At 73.1% G+C, this 15869-nt stretch carries 15 protein-coding genes; 4 read left to right on the forward strand and 11 right to left on the reverse strand.

The window, feature by feature from the left end:
* Positions 1-3: 3 nt before the first annotated feature.
* From mtrA to PZ894_RS22455, 8 genes are all read right to left on the reverse strand, one after another.
* Complete coding sequence (mtrA, locus tag PZ894_RS22420; protein ID WP_345799168.1) at positions 4-729, reverse strand: MtrAB system response regulator MtrA; 726 nt, start codon at positions 727-729, stop codon at positions 4-6.
* A gap of 82 nt (positions 730-811) precedes the next feature.
* On the reverse strand, positions 812-2242 hold the full coding sequence (gene ahcY / locus PZ894_RS22425; RefSeq protein WP_275748209.1) for an adenosylhomocysteinase: 1431 nt from the start codon (positions 2240-2242) through the stop codon (positions 812-814).
* Between the two features lie 290 nt (positions 2243-2532).
* A complete protein-coding gene (locus tag PZ894_RS22430) occupies positions 2533-3477 on the reverse strand; it encodes a DUF808 domain-containing protein (RefSeq protein WP_275748210.1) in 945 nt (314 codons plus the stop codon).
* A gap of 9 nt (positions 3478-3486) precedes the next feature.
* Positions 3487-4614 carry an acyltransferase family protein gene (locus PZ894_RS22435; RefSeq protein ID WP_275748212.1) on the reverse strand — a complete coding sequence of 376 codons (1128 nt, stop codon included), beginning with the start codon at positions 4612-4614 and terminating at the stop codon, positions 3487-3489.
* Positions 4615-4643: 29 nt separating this feature from the next.
* Positions 4644-5675 (reverse strand): SIS domain-containing protein, encoded by a 1032-nt coding sequence (locus PZ894_RS22440; RefSeq protein WP_275748214.1) that lies wholly within the window; start codon positions 5673-5675, stop codon positions 4644-4646.
* A gap of 27 nt (positions 5676-5702) precedes the next feature.
* On the reverse strand, positions 5703-5861 hold the full coding sequence (locus PZ894_RS22445) for a Trm112 family protein (RefSeq protein ID WP_345799171.1): 159 nt from the start codon (positions 5859-5861) through the stop codon (positions 5703-5705).
* Between the two features lie 14 nt (positions 5862-5875).
* The gene (locus PZ894_RS22450) at positions 5876-7246 is read right to left on the reverse strand and encodes a phosphomannomutase/phosphoglucomutase (protein WP_275748217.1); all 1371 of its coding nucleotides are present in this window, start codon (positions 7244-7246) and stop codon (positions 5876-5878) included.
* A gap of 26 nt (positions 7247-7272) precedes the next feature.
* On the reverse strand, positions 7273-7644 hold the full coding sequence (locus PZ894_RS22455) for a DUF3499 domain-containing protein (protein ID WP_275748218.1): 372 nt from the start codon (positions 7642-7644) through the stop codon (positions 7273-7275).
* Between the two features lie 49 nt (positions 7645-7693).
* Here PZ894_RS22455 and PZ894_RS22460 point away from each other — a divergent pair, with 49 nt between their 5' ends.
* Positions 7694-8146 (forward strand): metallopeptidase family protein, encoded by a 453-nt coding sequence (locus tag PZ894_RS22460; protein ID WP_275748219.1) that lies wholly within the window; start codon positions 7694-7696, stop codon positions 8144-8146.
* Positions 8147-8152: 6 nt separating this feature from the next.
* On the opposite strand, the gene PZ894_RS22465 is transcribed toward PZ894_RS22460, so the two are convergent.
* The 3 genes from PZ894_RS22465 to PZ894_RS22475 form a co-directional block, all read right to left on the reverse strand.
* Positions 8153-9574 (reverse strand): DUF5719 family protein, encoded by a 1422-nt coding sequence (locus tag PZ894_RS22465; protein ID WP_275748220.1) that lies wholly within the window; start codon positions 9572-9574, stop codon positions 8153-8155.
* Positions 9571-12426 carry a glycosyltransferase family 2 protein gene (locus PZ894_RS22470; RefSeq protein WP_275748221.1) on the reverse strand — a complete coding sequence of 952 codons (2856 nt, stop codon included), beginning with the start codon at positions 12424-12426 and terminating at the stop codon, positions 9571-9573. The genes PZ894_RS22465 and PZ894_RS22470 overlap by 4 nt, the downstream gene beginning before the upstream one ends.
* Before the next feature lie 93 nt (positions 12427-12519).
* Entirely contained in the window at positions 12520-12774 is a 255-nt protein-coding gene (locus PZ894_RS22475) for a WhiB family transcriptional regulator (protein ID WP_011754873.1), read from the reverse strand.
* 246 nt (positions 12775-13020) lie between these two features.
* On the opposite strand from PZ894_RS22475, the gene cofD reads away from it, so the two are divergent.
* The 3 genes from cofD to PZ894_RS22490 all read left to right on the forward strand — a co-directional run bounded on the left by cofD (position 13021) and on the right by PZ894_RS22490 (position 15819).
* Positions 13021-14034 (forward strand): 2-phospho-L-lactate transferase, encoded by a 1014-nt coding sequence (cofD, locus tag PZ894_RS22480; RefSeq protein ID WP_275748225.1) that lies wholly within the window; start codon positions 13021-13023, stop codon positions 14032-14034.
* Complete coding sequence (cofE, locus tag PZ894_RS22485; protein WP_275748226.1) at positions 14031-14993, forward strand: coenzyme F420-0:L-glutamate ligase; 963 nt, start codon at positions 14031-14033, stop codon at positions 14991-14993. Before cofD ends, cofE begins: the two co-directional genes overlap by 4 nt.
* 73 nt (positions 14994-15066) lie before the next feature.
* Positions 15067-15819 (forward strand): DUF3105 domain-containing protein, encoded by a 753-nt coding sequence (locus PZ894_RS22490; protein WP_275748227.1) that lies wholly within the window; start codon positions 15067-15069, stop codon positions 15817-15819.
* The last annotated feature ends 50 nt before the right edge of the window (positions 15820-15869 follow it).

Genomic DNA, 15869 nt, shown 5'->3' on the forward strand with positions numbered 1-15869 from the left:
GCCTCACGCAGTCCCGGCCTTGTAGCCGACACCCCGGACCGTGACCACGATCTCGGGGTTCTCGGGGTCGTGCTCGACCTTGGAGCGCAGGCGCTGCACGTGGACGTTGACCAGGCGGGTGTCGGCGGCGTGCCGATAGCCCCAGACCTGCTCGAGCAGCACCTCGCGGGTGAAGACCTGCCAGGGCTTGCGGGCCAGGCAGACGAGCAGGTCGAACTCCAGCGGGGTGAGGTTGATCGGCTCCCCGGCACGCGCGACGGCGTGCCCCGCGACGTCGATGGCGAGGTCACCGATCGTGAGCGTCTCGGAGGTCGGCGCGTCGAAGCGGCGCATCCGCGCCCGGATCCGGGCCACCAGCTCCTTGGGCTTGAACGGCTTGACGACGTAGTCGTCCGCACCGGACTCCAGGCCGACGACCACGTCGACGGTGTCGCCCTTGGCCGTGAGCATGACGATGGGCACGCCTGACTCGGCGCGGATCTCCTTGCACACGTCGATGCCGTCCTTGCCGGGCAGCATCAGGTCCAGCAGCACCAGGTCGGGCCGGTAGGCGCGGAACGCCTCCAGGGCCTCGTCGCCGCGCGTCACCATCCGGCTGCCGAAGCCCTCCTGGCGCAGCACGATCGTGAGCATCTCCGCCAGCGGCGCGTCGTCGTCGACGACCAGGATCCGCCCCCTGGCGTCGGCGTCCGTGGTGGGGCCGGACGGTGCTCCGGCGGGCTCGCTCATGGCATCCATAGTGCCTCAACGCCCTCGGTCCGGGCCTGCGAAGGCCGCGACCCGAGCATGCGGGCCGCGGCGTACGCAGTCATCAGTAGCGGTACTGCTCCGGCTTGAACGGACCCGCGACCTCGACGCCCAGGTAGGACGCCTGGTCGTCGGTCAGCGTCGTGAGCTTCACGCCGAGCGAGTCGAGGTGCAGCCGGGCGACCTCCTCGTCGAGGTGCTTCGGCAGCACGTAGACGCCGACCGGGTACTCCTCGGTCCTGGTGAAGATCTCGATCTGCGCGAGCACCTGGTTGGTGAAGGAGTTCGACATCACGAAGGACGGGTGGCCGGTCGCGTTGCCGAGGTTCATCAGGCGACCCTCGGAGAGCACGATGATCGACTTGCCGGTCGAGAAGGTCCAGACGTCGACCTGCGGCTTCACGTTCTTGCGCTCCGCGACGCCCGGCGCCTCGAGGCCGGCCATGTCGATCTCGTTGTCGAAGTGGCCGATGTTGCCGACGATCGCGTTGTGCTTCATCGACCTCATGTGGTCGAGGGTGACGACGTCCTTGTTGCCGGTCGCCGTGATGATGATGTCCGCGATCGGGAGCGCGTCCTCGAGCGTGGTCACCTGGTAGCCGTCCATCGACGCCTGCAGCGCGCAGATCGGGTCGATCTCGGTGACGATCACGCGGGCGCCCTGGCCACGCAGCGACTCGGCGCAGCCCTTGCCGACGTCGCCGTACCCGCACACCACGGCGACCTTGCCGCCGATGAGGACGTCGGTCGCGCGGTTGATGCCGTCGATCAGCGAGTGACGGCAGCCGTACTTGTTGTCGAACTTCGACTTGGTGACCGAGTCGTTGACGTTGATCGCCGGGAAGAGCAGCGTGCCCTCGCGCATCATCTCGTAGAGGCGGTGGACGCCGGTGGTGGTCTCCTCCGTCACGCCCTTGATGGAGTTGGCGATCGGGGTCCAGTGGTTCGCGTTCTTCGCCAGGACCTCGCCCAGGACCTCGAAGATGATCCGCTGCTCGTTGCTGGTCGCGGTCGCCGGGTCGGGCGCCTGGCCGGTCTTCTCGGCCTGGACGCCGAGGTGGACGAGCAGGGTGGCGTCACCGCCGTCGTCGAGGATCATGTTCGGCTGCTGACCGCCGGGCCAGTCGAGGATCTGCTGGGTGCACCACCAGTACTCCTCCAGCGTCTCGCCCTTCCACGCGAACACCGGCACGCCCCGCGGGTCGTCGGCGGTGCCCTCGGGGCCGACCGCGATCGCCGCGGCGGCGTGGTCCTGGGTCGAGAAGATGTTGCACGAGGCCCACCGGACCTCGGCCCCGAGCGCCACTAGCGTCTCGATGAGCACCGCGGTCTGGATGGTCATGTGGAGCGAGCCCGCGATCCGGGCGCCCTTGAGCGGCTGGTCCGCGCCGTACCGCGCGCGCATCGCCATCAGGCCGGGCATCTCGTGCTCGGCGAGCTGGATCTCGGTGCGGCCGAAGTCGGCCAGGCTGAGGTCGGCGACCTTGAAGTCCATCGATGCTCCTGGGGCGTGTGGCGGGGCTCTCTTCCTCCGACGAGGTTAGAACGCGCTCCAGGCTTCCGCAGAATCCTCGGCACCGCGCGACGCTGACCCGGCAACCCGGCGCCGGAACCGGCGTGCGGGCGCCACCACGGGTCTGCAGCTTCATCAAGGGATGCAGGTCGAGCCCCGGTTCCCTCGACGAGTTCACCGCGGCAACCGCGACTTCGCCCACATCCCTTGATGAAACGCTGCTTCGTCACCAGGTCGGGCCCGGCCCCGGCGCACCGACCACACGGCGGCCCTCAGTGCGCGTCGGCGGCCTTCCGGCGCGGGAGGAGGTGGAGCACGCCGAGGACGAGCGCGCCGACGAGGAGTCCGAAGACCGCGGAGAGCAGGGTGTTGGTGATCCAGCCCGCGATGCTGCCGAGCGTGCCCTGCAGGGCGTCGTGGACGGCGTGCTCGAGGTCGTGGACCAGGGCGTACGGCGCGTGCCAGCCCAGCTCGTCGAGGCCGTTCAGCTCGATGTGGCCGCCGACCCACAGCATCGCGGCGACGCCGACGACCGAGATGAACGAGAGCAGCTTCGGGGTGCCGACGAGCAGGCCGTGGCCCAGCTTGCCCAGGAGCCCGCGCGAGCGCTGGGTGAGCGCGAGGCCGATGTCGTCGAGCTTGACGATGATCGCAACCACGCCGTACACCGCGATCGTGATGGCGATCGCCACGACGACGAGGATCGCGAGGCGGCTGACGAACGGCTCGTCGGTGACCTCGTTGAGCGCGATCACCATGATCTCCGTCGAGAGGATCAGGTCGGTGCGGATCGCGCCGGAGACCATCGCCTTCTCGGCCTCGGCCCCCTCGGCGGTCACCGGGACCGCGTGGCCGCTGTGGCCGCGCAGGGCGCCCCAGACCCGCTCGGTGCCCTCGTAGCAGAGATAGGCGCCACCGACCATGAGGATCGGCGTGAGCAGGCCCGGCACGAACTGGCTGAGCACCAACGCCACCGGCAGGATGATGACGAGCTTGTTGCGCAGCGAGCCGACGGTGATCTTCTTGATCATCGGGAGCTCGCGGTCGGCGGTCACGCCGTGGACGTACTGCGGCGTGACGGCCGTGTCGTCGACGACCACGCCCGCCGCCTTGGTGGTCGCCCGGCCGGCGGCGGCGCCCACGTCGTCGATCGACGCAGCGGCCAGCCGAGCGAGGGCGGCCACGTCGTCGAGCAGTGCGAACAGCCCTCCAGCCATGCAGTCACACTATCGGGAGGGCGCTCCCGCCTGGTGGTCCAGGCCGGCGTCGACTCCCGCCTCGATCTCGGCCTGCACCCGGGGCTGCACCCGGTCCTTCGCCGCGGTCAGCGCCACGGCGTGCTTCACGTGCCGCTCGGCGTAGCCGAGCGGGTCGACGAGCTCGGTCAGCCGGGAGGACACCGGCCGCCACGCGAGCAGCAGCGCGAGCACCACGGCGCCGACGGTGGTGACGCCGAAGGCGATGACGGGGTGCCCCTCGGCCCAGCCGCCGAACCCGGCGTACCCGGCGCCCTTCACGAAGAAGCCGTGGAACAGGTAGACGACGAGCGTGGCGGCGCCCATCCGGGCGAACCAGCCGCCCACCCGCGGCACGAGGGCGAAGAACGCCCAGGCCCCGAGCGTGCCGATCGCGAGGACGAGCGTTCGCGTGAGCAGCGCCTGCACGTCGTCGGCGTACCCCATCTCGTCGTACCGCGAGCGGTAGTAGAGCCACTCGGTGCTCGCCCAGGCGTCGGTCCACGTCGTCAGCACCCAGATGCCGACGAAGACCGCGACCGCGACCGCCTGGGCCGGCTTGCGGCGCAGCCACTCGAGCCGCTCCGGGGTGGCCTTGAGCCCCATCACGAAGAACGGCAGCAACCCGAGCACCCGCGCCAGGTCGAGGGTGTCACCGGCCTGCAGGCCGGCGGCGAGGCTGACGCCGACCGCCAGGGCGAGTCCGCCCCACATCGGCCGGAAGACCGGCGTGAGGAGACGCCAGAAGAAGAGGGCGGAGAGGTACCACATCGGCCAGTGCGGGTCCTGGAAGAGGCCGTCCATCTCCTCGCCGCCGACGTAGATGCGGAAGAGCGCCAGCGCGGTCTCGAAGAGCAGGTAGGGGACCACGACCGTGCGGAAGAGCTGCCACATCCGCACCCGGCTGTACACGAAGCTGCGGGAGAGGTACCCGGTCACGAACACGAACGCCGGCACGTGCCAGGCGTACAGGAAGTCGTAGAAGTGCTCGACGACGGCGTCGTCGGGCAGCAGGACCCAGGAGTGACCGACGACGACGAGCGTCACCAGCATCATCTTGGCGTTGTCGAACCAGGGGTCACGGACGACAGCGGTCGCGGGCGCTGGTTGGGTCGGCATCCCTTCCGCTTACCCGGCCGCGCGGGCGATCAGTCGTCCACGAGGCCGATTCTCAGGTACTCCGCGGCGTAGGTTCCGCTCAGCAGAAGGGAGGCGTACCGCGCCACCTCGGTCGTCGCGTCGGTCGTCACGGTCTCGACGCGCACCCCGCGCTCGGAGGCCGCGGCGGTCAACCGTCCCCGCTGCTCGCGTACGACGGGCTCCTCCGCGCCGTCGTCGAGCACGACCAGCACCGGCCGTCGGTCGCCGGACCCCTCCGCGAAGGGGTCGTCGAACACGTCACGCTGGCGGGCCGCCTCGATCACCGGCAGCAGGTGCTCCGCGTCGCCGGCGAGCGACGAGCGGCCAGTGGCGCGCCGGATCGACTCGGCGACCCGGCGCGCCGCTCGCGCGGCGAGCACCGAGCCGCCCCACACGACGGGGTTGGTGTCGGCGAGCGCGATCGCCAGCATCTTCGCCGGGTTGACGGCCAGGTCGCGGTGCGGCGAGCACGCGATCGCGACCGCGTCGAGGGCCTCCGCGACCTGCTCGGCGTCGGCGCGAGGGCCGAGCGAGACGCGGTCGAGGTACTCCAGGACGACCACGGCCGTGGCGAGCGGGTCACGGGTCGACGTCGGCAGGATCGCGCTCCACCGGCCGGCGGCGTGATCGGCGACCAGAGATCCCGGAGGGCAGGCCACGACCAGCTGGCAGCCACGGCGTACCGCCTCGGCGACCGCGGACGCGGCCCCGGTGTCGGCGCCGTCCGGAGCCAGCACGACGACGAGGTCGAGGCTGCCGGCCCAGCCCGGCAGACCGGCCGCCGGCCAGGCCACGAACGGGACGGGGCACCACGGCTCGAGCACCGCGCGCAGCAGCCGGGAGTCGGGGCCGGCGGCCAGCACGGCGCGCGGGCGGGCGAGGTCGTCGGCCCGGGTGACGGCCTCGGCGGTCGCTGCCGCCGCCTCACCCGCGGTACGACGCACCCGGGAGCCCGACTCGGCCAGCGTGCGCAGCACGAGGTCGCCCGCCTCCAGCGCGGCGGCGTCGTCGAGACGGGACTCGTCGAACCAGGTCGCCATCGCCCCCACCCTCCTCGTCGCCGCCCGTCAGGACGGCTTGCGCGCCTCGTCGACCAGCAGCACCGGGATGTCGTCGCGGACCGGGTAGGCCAGCCCGCAGCCCTGGCAGACCAGCTCCTCCCCCACGACGGACAGCTCTGCGCGGCAGGCCGGGCAGACGATGATCTCGAGCAGTGCGGGATCGATGTTGACGGGCGAGCTCATCGGTGACTCCTGATCTGGGCGAGCACGGTGTCGCGCACGTGGGCCATGGTCTCCTCGTCGCGGCCCTCGGCGTTGAGGCGGAGCAGCGGCTCGGTGTTCGAGGGACGGACGTTGAAGGTCCAGTCGGCGTGGCTGACGGAGAGGCCGTCGAGCCGGTCGGTCGTGACGCCGTCCTGCGCGGCGTACGCCGCCTCGATCTCGGCGGTCACCGCCGCCTGGTCGGCGACCTGGGAGTTGATCTCGCCGCTCAGCACGTAGCGGTCGAACTGCGCGAGGAGCCAGGACAGCGGCTGCTCGGTCTCGGCCAGCGCGGCGAGCGTGTGCAGGGCGGCGAGCATGCCCGAGTCGGCGCGCCAGAAGTCGCGGAAGTAGAAGTGGCCGCTGTGCTCGCCGCCGAAGATCGCGCCGGTCTCGGCCATCGTCGCCTTGATGAAGGAGTGTCCGACCCGGGTGCGCACCGGGTTGCCGCCCCGCTCCGTGACGATCTCGGGGACCGAACGGCTCGTGATCAGGTTGTGGATCACCGTGGCGCCGGGCTCCTTGGCGAGCTCGCGGGACGCGATCAGGGCGGTCAGGGTCGACGGCGAGACCGCCCGGCCGCGCTCGTCGACGATGAAGCAGCGGTCGGCGTCGCCGTCGAAGGCGAGACCCACGTCGGCGCCCTCGGCCAGCACGCGCTCCTGCAGGTCGACGAGGTTCGCCGGCTCGATCGGGTTCGCCTCGTGGTGGGGGAAGGTGCCGTCGAGCTCGAAGTACATCGGCACCAGCGCCACCTGGTCGCCGAGCCTGCCGAAGACCGCCGGCGCGGTGTGGCCGGCCATGCCGTTGCCGGCGTCGACGACGACCGTGAGCCGCCGACCGTCGACCGGCGCGAGCGTGAGCAGGTGCGCGGCGTACTCCTCGAGCACGTCGCGCCCGCTGACGGCGCCGCGCGGACCGACGACCGGACGCGGGTCGAGCACGAGGTCGCGGATCTCGGCGAGGCCGGACTCCAGCCCGATCGGTACGGCGTGGGCGCGGCACATCTTGATGCCGTTGTACTGCGCCGGGTTGTGGCTGGCCGTGAACATCGCGCCCGGGTGGCCGAGGTGGCCGGAGGCGAAGTAGAGCTGGTCGGTCGACGCCAGGCCGATCATCACCACGTCGGCGCCCGCCTCGGTGGCGCCCTGCGCGAAGGCGTCTGCCATGCCGGGCGAGCTCGGGCGCATGTCGTGGCCGACGACCACCGTCGCCGCACCGACGACCTGGGCGAACGCGCGGCCCGTGGCGCGGGCGAGGGGCTCGTCGATCTGGTCGGGGACCGTGCCGCGCACGTCGTACGCCTTGAAGACGGCGTCGACGTTCGCCGGGTCCAGGGAGTCGGCCATGCAGTCAGGTTAGTGGGGCGGGGCCGTCACTCGGACGTCAGGACGCGCAGGTGCCCACGGCGCCCGGTCTCGCGGCCGGCCCCGCGAGCGCTCTCCTCGGCGGGGGCGACGCGCAGCGGGGTGACCGGGCGGCCCGCCTCGCGCACCGCGTCGGCCAGGGCGAGGAGGTCGTCGCTCGACGGGCCCGGCGCCGTGAGGTCGCCGGCCAGCCGCAGCACCTCCCACCCGCGGGGCGCCGAGAGGCGCTCGCTGTGGACCTCGCACAGGTCGTAGGCGTGGGGCTCGGCGTAGGTGGCGAGCGGGCCGAGCACCGCCGTCTGGTCGGCGTAGACGTAGGTCAGCGTGGCCACCGCGGGACGGCCGCAGGCCGTGCGCGAACAGCGGCGGGCAGGACTCACGTCGCAGACGGTACCTCCCGCGGCCGGTGGCGCCGATTAGGCTCGCGGCGTGGACGACGCGAGCGGATCCCAGGGGCCGGCGAGGCGGCGCAGCCGGGACCGCCGGGGGCGCGGGATGCGCGGCCCCGCGGTGCTGCCGCGGGTGCCCGGCCACCCCGAGCTGCGCACGGCCCGCGAGCGGTTCGACGACCTCGCACTCGACATCGTCACCGAGATCGAACGGCGCTGGCAGGACCGGCTGGGCCTGGTCGAGTACGCCGTCGAGGACACCCCGCACCTGCCCGACGACTGGTCCCCGGGCACGGTGCCGCTCTCCTCGCTGGTGCGGGGCGCCGGCGCGACGCCGACCCGGCTCGTGCTCTTCAGGCGTCCGATCGAGCACCGCTGCGACAACCGCGCCGAGCTCGAGGCCATGGTGCTGACCGTCGTCGTCGAGCAGGTCGCCGAGCTCCTCGGCATCGACGCCGAGGACGTCGACCCGCGCTACGAGGGCGGTCTGTAGGGACTGCTACGGCAGCCCGGGCCGCACGTCCGGCACCAACCCGTTGCGCACCGGGACCGTCAGCGGCAGCACCGAGTCGCCGCCGCGGGAGCTGGTGAGCACCGCCCCCGTCACCGACGTGCGCGCGGGCAGCACGGCGACCAGCCGCGCCCGGGCCGGCACCTTCACGACCTTCCCGCGGTCGGGCACCACCTCGACCTTGGTGTGCCGGATCCGGTCACCGCCGGCGGTGCGGGCGACGACCGTGACGGTGCCGGCCGCGGTCGCGCCGGCGAGCACGACGCGACGCTCGGCGGCCCGGCTCCCCTCCTCGGGCTCCTCGGGGACGAGCACGGTCGCCTCGTCGGCGAACGCCGTGCCGGCGGTGGCGAGCGACAGGTCGTTGTCGACGATGGAGCGCAGGGTCGTGGTCACCGGTCCCGACGAGGTCACCAGCAGGCCCAGCGCGCCCTGCCGCACGGCTTCGTTCACGATCGAGGACACCGGCACCCGCTTCACGCTCTGCGGCGGGATCCGGATCTCGTCGGCGCCGTCGGGGGCGAACACCGACTCGGAGTCGATCACCTTGATCCCGGCTCGCACCTCGTCGGTGCCGGGGTTGGCGATCGCGAGGGTCCGCTTGCCCTTGCCGGGTGCGAGGCCGGGGAGCAGGCTGCTGGTCGCCGGTGTGGTCTCGGCCGGCATCCAGTCCTGGGTCAGCGCGGCGCGACCGGGACGGTCGAAGCGATCCACCAGCGCGGCGCCGACCCGGCCCCGGGCCGCGACGACCTCGAGGGCCAGCTCGTCGGTGCGCGGGACCTGCGCCGCCAGGTCGAGCCGGACCGTCGAGCCGCCGGGCACGGACACCCCGCGCAGGCGCGGCGAGTCCACGACGCCGTTGCGGCCGAGGACCGTGACGTCGGCGACCGCCGTGCCGGCGTCGGGGTTGGTCAGCTCGAGCACGGACCGGTGGCTGGCGCCGGCGCCCACCCCGGTGAACCACTGACTGGCCGCCGGCGGCAGGCAGCCGGCCACCGCCTGTTCGGCGCCGCCACCCCGCCCGGCGACCAGACCGGGGGCCGCGTCGCCCTCCCCGGTGACCGCGACCGCATCGGGGTCGTCGACCGACGTGACCCGGCCGGATGCGAGGTCGGCGTCCTTCGCATCGTCGCCGGACCCGACGCCCACCGAGCCGTCGACGTCGTCGGCCACCGTCGTGAGCGAGACCTCCGGCGCGTCGGGCAGCGCGGCGGGGCACACCAGCGTCGCGGTGGTCAGCGTCGTCCGGGCGGGCGGATGCGTCGTCGTGCCGGCCTCGTCCGTCTGCACCAGCAGCAGGACGGCGACGCTGAGGAGCGGCAGCAGCAGGGCGAGCACCGTGGTCAGGTTGAGACGGCTCTTCCTGCGGGCAGTACGCCGTCCGCCGCGCGTGGGCTGTGGCTGGCTCATCGCTCTGCCCGCCTCGGGTTCGTGGTCGGCAGGCAGAGCACGACGACGACCAGCGCCGTGGCCCCCTGGACCACCAGCAGCACGATCCGCAGCCACGACACCGGGCCTTCGAGCAGCGAGCCGTCGAGCGGCCGGTCGACCTGCCAGGCGCGGGTCGTCCGCTCCTCGGCACTCGCCTGGACCAGGCCGGACGCGGCGTCGAGCACGGCCGCCACGTCACCGTCGGCGGGCGAGGGCAGCACGACGTACTCGATGCCGCTGCTGCCCAGCGCGTCGACCACGTCGGGCGTGGGGCGCGAGACGAGCGCCTGGACCTCGGCGGAGAACCGCTCGTCCTCGGAGGTCAGGTTGATGACCTCGTCCTCGCCGAGGGTGATCCCGTCACCGCGACGGACGGTGTAGGTCAGCCCCTCGTCGACGCTGCCGCGGATCGCGAGGATGCCGTGCTCGGGGCCCTCCTCGGCGCTCTGCACCATGTAGACGGGGATGTCGGTCTCGATGCCGTCGTCGATGGCGGGGTCGGAGCCGACCCACCAGACCAGGCCGCCGACCGGCACGGCCGCCGCCACGACCACGAGGACCCCGGAGACCACGCGGCGCCAGGGGACGGTCTCCACGCCCAGGCCGACCGCACCGATCGACGCGGCGACGACGAAGGCGCCCTGGAGCACCAGCAGCAGCGCGCCGAGGCCCGCGCCGACCGAGATGGCGGCGAGGTCGACGGTGAACACGCCGAGCACCGCGGCGAGGACGGCCGCCACGAGCGCGACGACCCAGCACACGAGCACGGGGATCCGGGTCGCCCGCGGCAGGAGGGCGAGCACCGCGAGGGCGGCGAGGACGACGCCGAGCCACCACGGCGCCCCCAGCCCGTCGAAGCGTCCGCTCAGCAGGTCGAGGGTGTCCACGGTGGGCGTCGGCAGGCGGCCGGTGTCGAGCAGCATCCCCTCCGCGGCGGAGCGCTGCACGGCCGGCACCCACCACGGCGAGAGCAGCACCGGACCGAGGCCGAGGGCGACCGCGGGCGGTCCCCAGACCGAGCGGTCCCGCACCGCGCCGCGCACGACGAGGGCGGCCGCGGCGGTGACGACCAGCCCCAGCACCGCGGCCAGCAGCCACAGCACCGGCGCGAAGGCGCTCGCCACGGCCAGCAGCAGGCCGACCCGCCACGCGGCGCGCCACCGGCGCGCGGGCGCCGGCTCGGCGAAGCCGAGTGCGGCGTGCGCCAGCCAGGGCAGCAGCGCCGCGACCACGACCAGGCCGAGCCGGCCGTCGCCCCAGGCTCCGCTCGCGGCCGGCACCAGGCTCCACGTGGTGGCGCCCCACAGCAGCACCCAGCGCGACGCGCCCGTGAAGACCACCAGTCGGCCGACCACCCGCAGGAAGCGCCACGCGCCCCACAACCCGAGTGGCACCGCCGCCACGAAGACCACCGAGACCGCCGCCGACGGGCTGCCGCCGAGCAGGGTCGCGAGCAGCGCCATGGGGAGGACGTACGCCGGCGCCGGCACCGCGGTGCCGGTCCCCAGCGGGTGCCAGGTCTCCACCTGCAGCCGCCACCAGTCGCCGGCGTCCGGCGGGGCCGGCGACAGGCCGCCGCCGGCGATCGAGCCGTACGCCGTCCGCGTCGCCACCAGCGCGACGACCACGACCAGCGCCGTGAGCAGCGCCACCGGGTTCGTGAGGAACCGGGCCAGCAGGCCGGAGTCCTCGGCGATCAGGTCCTCGTCCTCGGGACGGGGTCGTGACGCGTAGCTCGCCGGCGCGCGCTCGGCGGCCGCCGCGCGGCGTCGCTCGGCGACGTCCTGCGCCTGGTTGGTCGCGGCGGCGGCCAGGTCGCCGACGAAGTCGAGCCCGTGCCGGTAGGGCACCCACCAGGGGGAGAGCAGGGGCGCGGCCCGCCGCGGGTCGGCGCCGGGCTGCTCGCGACGGACGCGGCGTGCCCGCCGTACCTCGCCGGGGTGGGAGTAGAGGGAGAGCAGCGCGGCGAGGTCGTCGAGCGCCTCACCCACGGCCCGCACGACCAGGAAGCCGATCATCCGCAGCACGGTGCCGAGGGCCAGCCGGACCACCAGCCAGGGCAGTTTGCGGCCCGGGGCGTTGGCGAGCAGCGTGAACAGCGCGGCGCGACGCTCTTGGTAGTGGGTGTGCCGTCCGGTGAGCGGCGTACGACGCACGCCCCGGTGGGCCGCCTCGGCGTGGAAGACCACGGCGTCGGGGACGATGAGCGTCCTGTGGCCGGCCGCGGCGGCCCGCCAGCCGAAGTCGATGTCGTTGCCGAAGATCGGCAGCTGCTCGTCGAGGCCGCCCAGCGACTCGAGCACCGAGCGGCGTACCAGCATGCCGGCGGTGTTGACCGCGAGCACCTGGCGCACCTCGTCGTGCTGGCCCTGGTCGTACTCACCGCGCTCCAGCCCGGTCTCACGTCGCCCGGTGCCGCTGAGGGTGACCCCGAGCTCGAGGAGCCGCTTGAGGGAGGGCCACTCGCGCAGCTTGGGACCGAGGACGTCGGCGTCGGGGTCGGCCGCGGCGACCTCCAGCAGGGCCGCCAGCGCGCCGGGGTCCGGGTTCGCGTCGTCGTGCAGGATCCAGACCCACTCCGGCGCCTCCTGCCGCTCGCGCAGGCGGTCGAGCCCCAGCGCCACCGCCGCCGGGAAGGAGGTCGCCCCGCTCACGCGGAGCACGTCGCCGAACGCGTTGGCGAGCAGGTCGGCGCTGTCGTCCTTGCTGCCGGTGTCGACCGCGACGACCGTGGAGATCGGTGCCCGTTGCGCGCGGATCCCGTCGATCACGGCGGGGAGCCAGCGCCCCCCGTCATGACTGACGAGCAGGGCCGCGACGGAGGAAACCACGATCGAGAACCCTAGCCGGGGCGCGCCAGCGGACCGGCTGACGGTGGTCGAGCGAGCCGCGCGACCGAGGGACGAGGTCGCGCTGCGGTGCGCTCAGACGGCGCGCTTCTTGAGCTTGCGACGCTCCCGCTCGGAGAGCCCGCCCCAGATCCCGAAGCGCTCGTCGTTCATCAACGCGTACTCGAGGCAGTCGTCGCGGACCTCGCAGGTGAGGCAGACCTTCTTCGCCTCCCTGGTCGATCCCCCCTTCTCAGGGAAGAAGGCCTCGGGATCGGTCTGCGCGCAGAGCGCTCGCTCCTGCCATCCAGCTTCCTCGGCGTCCCCGTCGAGGAGAAATAGTTCTCTCACGGCTTTCGCCCTTTCGACCCGGTGTTGCTCCCACATCCCCGAGTCCTGCGCGGCTCCCGGTGGAGACCACCGGGCCCGGATGACCGCGCCGAGACTCGCGAACGACACTGTGGGAATTACATGCCTGTCGTACCCCGAAAGTCAACCCCGCATGTGCTATCGCACCCCGGGTACCTACCGGTTCCCCTCGACCATCGGCGGGCACCGCGCGAACCTGAGCAACAGCCCGTGGGGCAAGGTATCCGCATGCAGAACATCACGGTGCTCTCGGGGGGGATGGGTGGTGCCCGCTTCCTCCAGGGCCTGCTCCACGGCATCGCCTGCGGCCGGCTGCCGGGCGTCGCGCCCGACGCGAGCGTCACGGTCGTCGCGAACACCGCCGACGACCTCTGGATCCACGGTCTCAAGGTGTGCCCCGACCTCGACACCGTCATGTACACCCTCGGCGACGGCATCGACCCGGGGCGCGGCTGGGGTCGCCGCGACGAGACGTGGAGCGTGAAGGAGGAACTGGCGGCGTACGGCGTGGAGCCGACCTGGTTCGGCCTCGGCGACCGCGACATCGCCACCCACCTGGTGCGCACCCAGATGCTCGAGGCGGGCTATCCGCTCTCGGAGGTGACGACCGCGCTCTGCCGGCGCTGGCTCGCCCCGGCCCACGCCGGCCGCGTCCGACTGCTGCCGATGACCGACGACCGCGTCGAGACCCACGTCGCGATCGCCGACCCCGAGTCCGCGAGCGGTCGACGCGTGGTGCACTTCCAGGAGTACTGGGTGCGGCTGCGGGCCGCCGTGCCGGCCGAGCTGCTCGTCTTCGTGGGGCTCGACGAGTCCACTCCGGGACCCGGCGTCATCGACGCGATCACCGACGCCGACCTCGTCGTGCTGCCGCCCTCCAACCCGGTCGTGTCGGTCGGCACGATCCTCGGGGTGCCGCGGCTGCGTGACGCGCTCGTCGCCACGAAGGCACCGGTGGTCGGGCTCTCCCCCATCGTCGGCGGCACCCACGTGCGCGGCATGGCCGAGCAGATGCTGACGTCGGTCGGCGTCGAGGTGAGCGCCGCGGGCGTCGGGCTCCACTACGGCGCGCGCACCGACGGTGGCGTCCTCGACGGCTGGCTGGTCGACGAGGTCGACGCCGACCAGGTCGCGCGGGTCGAGGCCGCGGGCCTCCCGTGCCGCGCCGTTCCGCTGATGATGACCGACCCGGACGCCACCGCCGCGATGGCCGCCGCCGCGATCGAGCTGGTCGCGCGATGACCCGTCTCGAGGTGACGGCCCCCGACGGCGTTCCGGAGGTGGTGCCGGGCGACGACCTCGTCGAGCTCGCGCTCGCCTTCACCGAGCTGGTCGACGGCGACGTGGTGGTCGTCACCAGCAAGGTCGTGAGCAAGGCCGAGGGGCGGATCCGGAGCGGCAGCCGCGACGATGCCCTCGCCGGAGAGACGGCCCGGGTCGTGGCCCGCCGCGGCGAGACCGCGATCGTGCGCAACCACCTCGGCCTGACCATGGCCGCCGCTGGCATCGACAACTCGAACGTGCCGCAGGGGCAGGTGGTGCTGCTGCCCGAGGACCCCGACGGGTCCGCGCGCCGGATCCGCGAGGGCATCGACGAGCGGAGCGGCGTCAACGTCGCCGTCGTCGTCAGCGACACCGCCGGTCGTGCCTGGCGCGAGGGCCAGACCGACATCGCCATCGGCGCCGCGGGACTGCTCGTGGCCGAGGACTACGCCGGGCGCACCGACGCCCACGGCAACGAGCTGGCCGTGACCCTGCCGGCCGTCGCCGACGAGCTCGCCGGCGCCGCCGAGCTCGCGACCGGCAAGCTGGGTGGGCGGCCCTTCGCCGTCGTTCGCGGCCGGGTCGACCTGGTGCTGCCCCGCGGCGAGCACGGCCCCGGCGCGGCGGCGCTGGTGCGGCCCGACGGCATGGACCTCTTCGGGTACGGCGCCCGCGAGGCCGTCGTCCGCGCGCTCCTGGCGCGGCCGGAGGACCGCCGCCCGTTCGGGGCACCGGCCGCACCGACCGAGCTCGCGGCCGCGATCCGCGACGTCATCGGCCTGCTGCCCTCGCACACCGGGGCCCCCGACGGCGCCCTCGTGGTGACGTATCCGCGTGGGCTGAGCCGGGCGCTGGCGGCCCTGACCTTCGCGCACGGGTGGACCGTGAACGCGACCGACCACCCGCACGAGGCCCGGTTGAGGCCTGCGGACGACTGAGCCCCCCGTAGACTCTGCCGACGACGACCGACCCCGCGAGCGCCGACCGCTCCGCACGACCGAGGAACACGACGTGGCCAAGCCCGCCAAGACCGACCGCAAGGCGGTCATCGACAAGATGCGCAAGCAGCAGAAGAGCGCCGAGCGACGCCGCGGCGCCGTGATCGTCACCGTCTGCGTCCTCGTCGCGCTCGGTATCGTCGCCGCCGCCGCCGTGCCGATCTTCATCGACAAGTGGAACGACCGCGAGCTCGACAACACCGCGCTGGCCGACATCGGCGGGCCGGCCTCGACCTGCCAGGAGATCGAGACCAAGAAGGCCGACGGCAACCAGCAGCACGTGCCGGTCGACACCCCGGTCGACTACACCACCGCCCCGCCGGCGTTCGGCCCCCACTGGAACCAGGCCGGCGTCGCGCCCGCGCCGTTCTCGCGCAAGTTCTACACCGCCGACGACCGTCCCGCCCTCGAGTCGCTCGTGCACAACCTCGAGCACGGCTACGCGATCCTCTGGTACGACGAGACCATCGCCGACGACCAGCAGGCACTCGACGACATCGAGGCGATCTCGCGCAAGTTCGGCGAGGACAACTTCCGCGACAAGTTCATCGCGGCCCCGTGGCTCTCGAGCGACGAGGACGGCAAGAAGTTCCCCGACGGTCAGCACGTCGCCCTCACCCACTGGTCGGCCGGCGGCAACGGCGTGACCGACGTCAGCAAGCAGGTCGGCGTGTTCCAGTACTGCTCCGGCGTGAGCGGCGAGGCGGTCGAGGCCTTCATGAAGGAGTACCCCTACACCGACTCGCCCGAGCCCGACGCCATGTGAGCGCCGCACCCGCCCGATGACGCCGACCCGCCCGAAACGTTCGGGCGGGT

This window comes from Nocardioides sp. YIM 152315 (assembly GCF_029210375.1).
GTDB lineage: Bacteria > Actinomycetota > Actinomycetes > Propionibacteriales > Nocardioidaceae > Nocardioides.

Excerpts from the sequence above, each read along its gene's own strand:
- mtrA (WP_345799168.1), bottom strand. The coding sequence starts at position 729 with ATGAGCGAGCCCGCCGGAGCACCGTCCGGCCCCACCACGGACGCCGAC.
- ahcY (WP_275748209.1), bottom strand. The coding sequence starts at position 2,242 with ATGGACTTCAAGGTCGCCGACCTCAGCCTGGCCGACTTCGGCCGCACC.
- PZ894_RS22430 (WP_275748210.1), bottom strand. The coding sequence starts at position 3,477 with ATGGCTGGAGGGCTGTTCGCACTGCTCGACGACGTGGCCGCCCTCGCT.
- PZ894_RS22435 (WP_275748212.1), bottom strand. The coding sequence starts at position 4,614 with ATGCCGACCCAACCAGCGCCCGCGACCGCTGTCGTCCGTGACCCCTGG.
- PZ894_RS22440 (WP_275748214.1), bottom strand. The coding sequence starts at position 5,675 with ATGGCGACCTGGTTCGACGAGTCCCGTCTCGACGACGCCGCCGCGCTG.
- PZ894_RS22450 (WP_275748217.1), bottom strand. The coding sequence starts at position 7,246 with ATGGCCGACTCCCTGGACCCGGCGAACGTCGACGCCGTCTTCAAGGCG.
- PZ894_RS22465 (WP_275748220.1), bottom strand. The coding sequence starts at position 9,574 with ATGAGCCAGCCACAGCCCACGCGCGGCGGACGGCGTACTGCCCGCAGG.
- cofD (WP_275748225.1), top strand. The coding sequence starts at position 13,021 with ATGCAGAACATCACGGTGCTCTCGGGGGGGATGGGTGGTGCCCGCTTC.
- cofE (WP_275748226.1), top strand. The coding sequence starts at position 14,031 with ATGACCCGTCTCGAGGTGACGGCCCCCGACGGCGTTCCGGAGGTGGTG.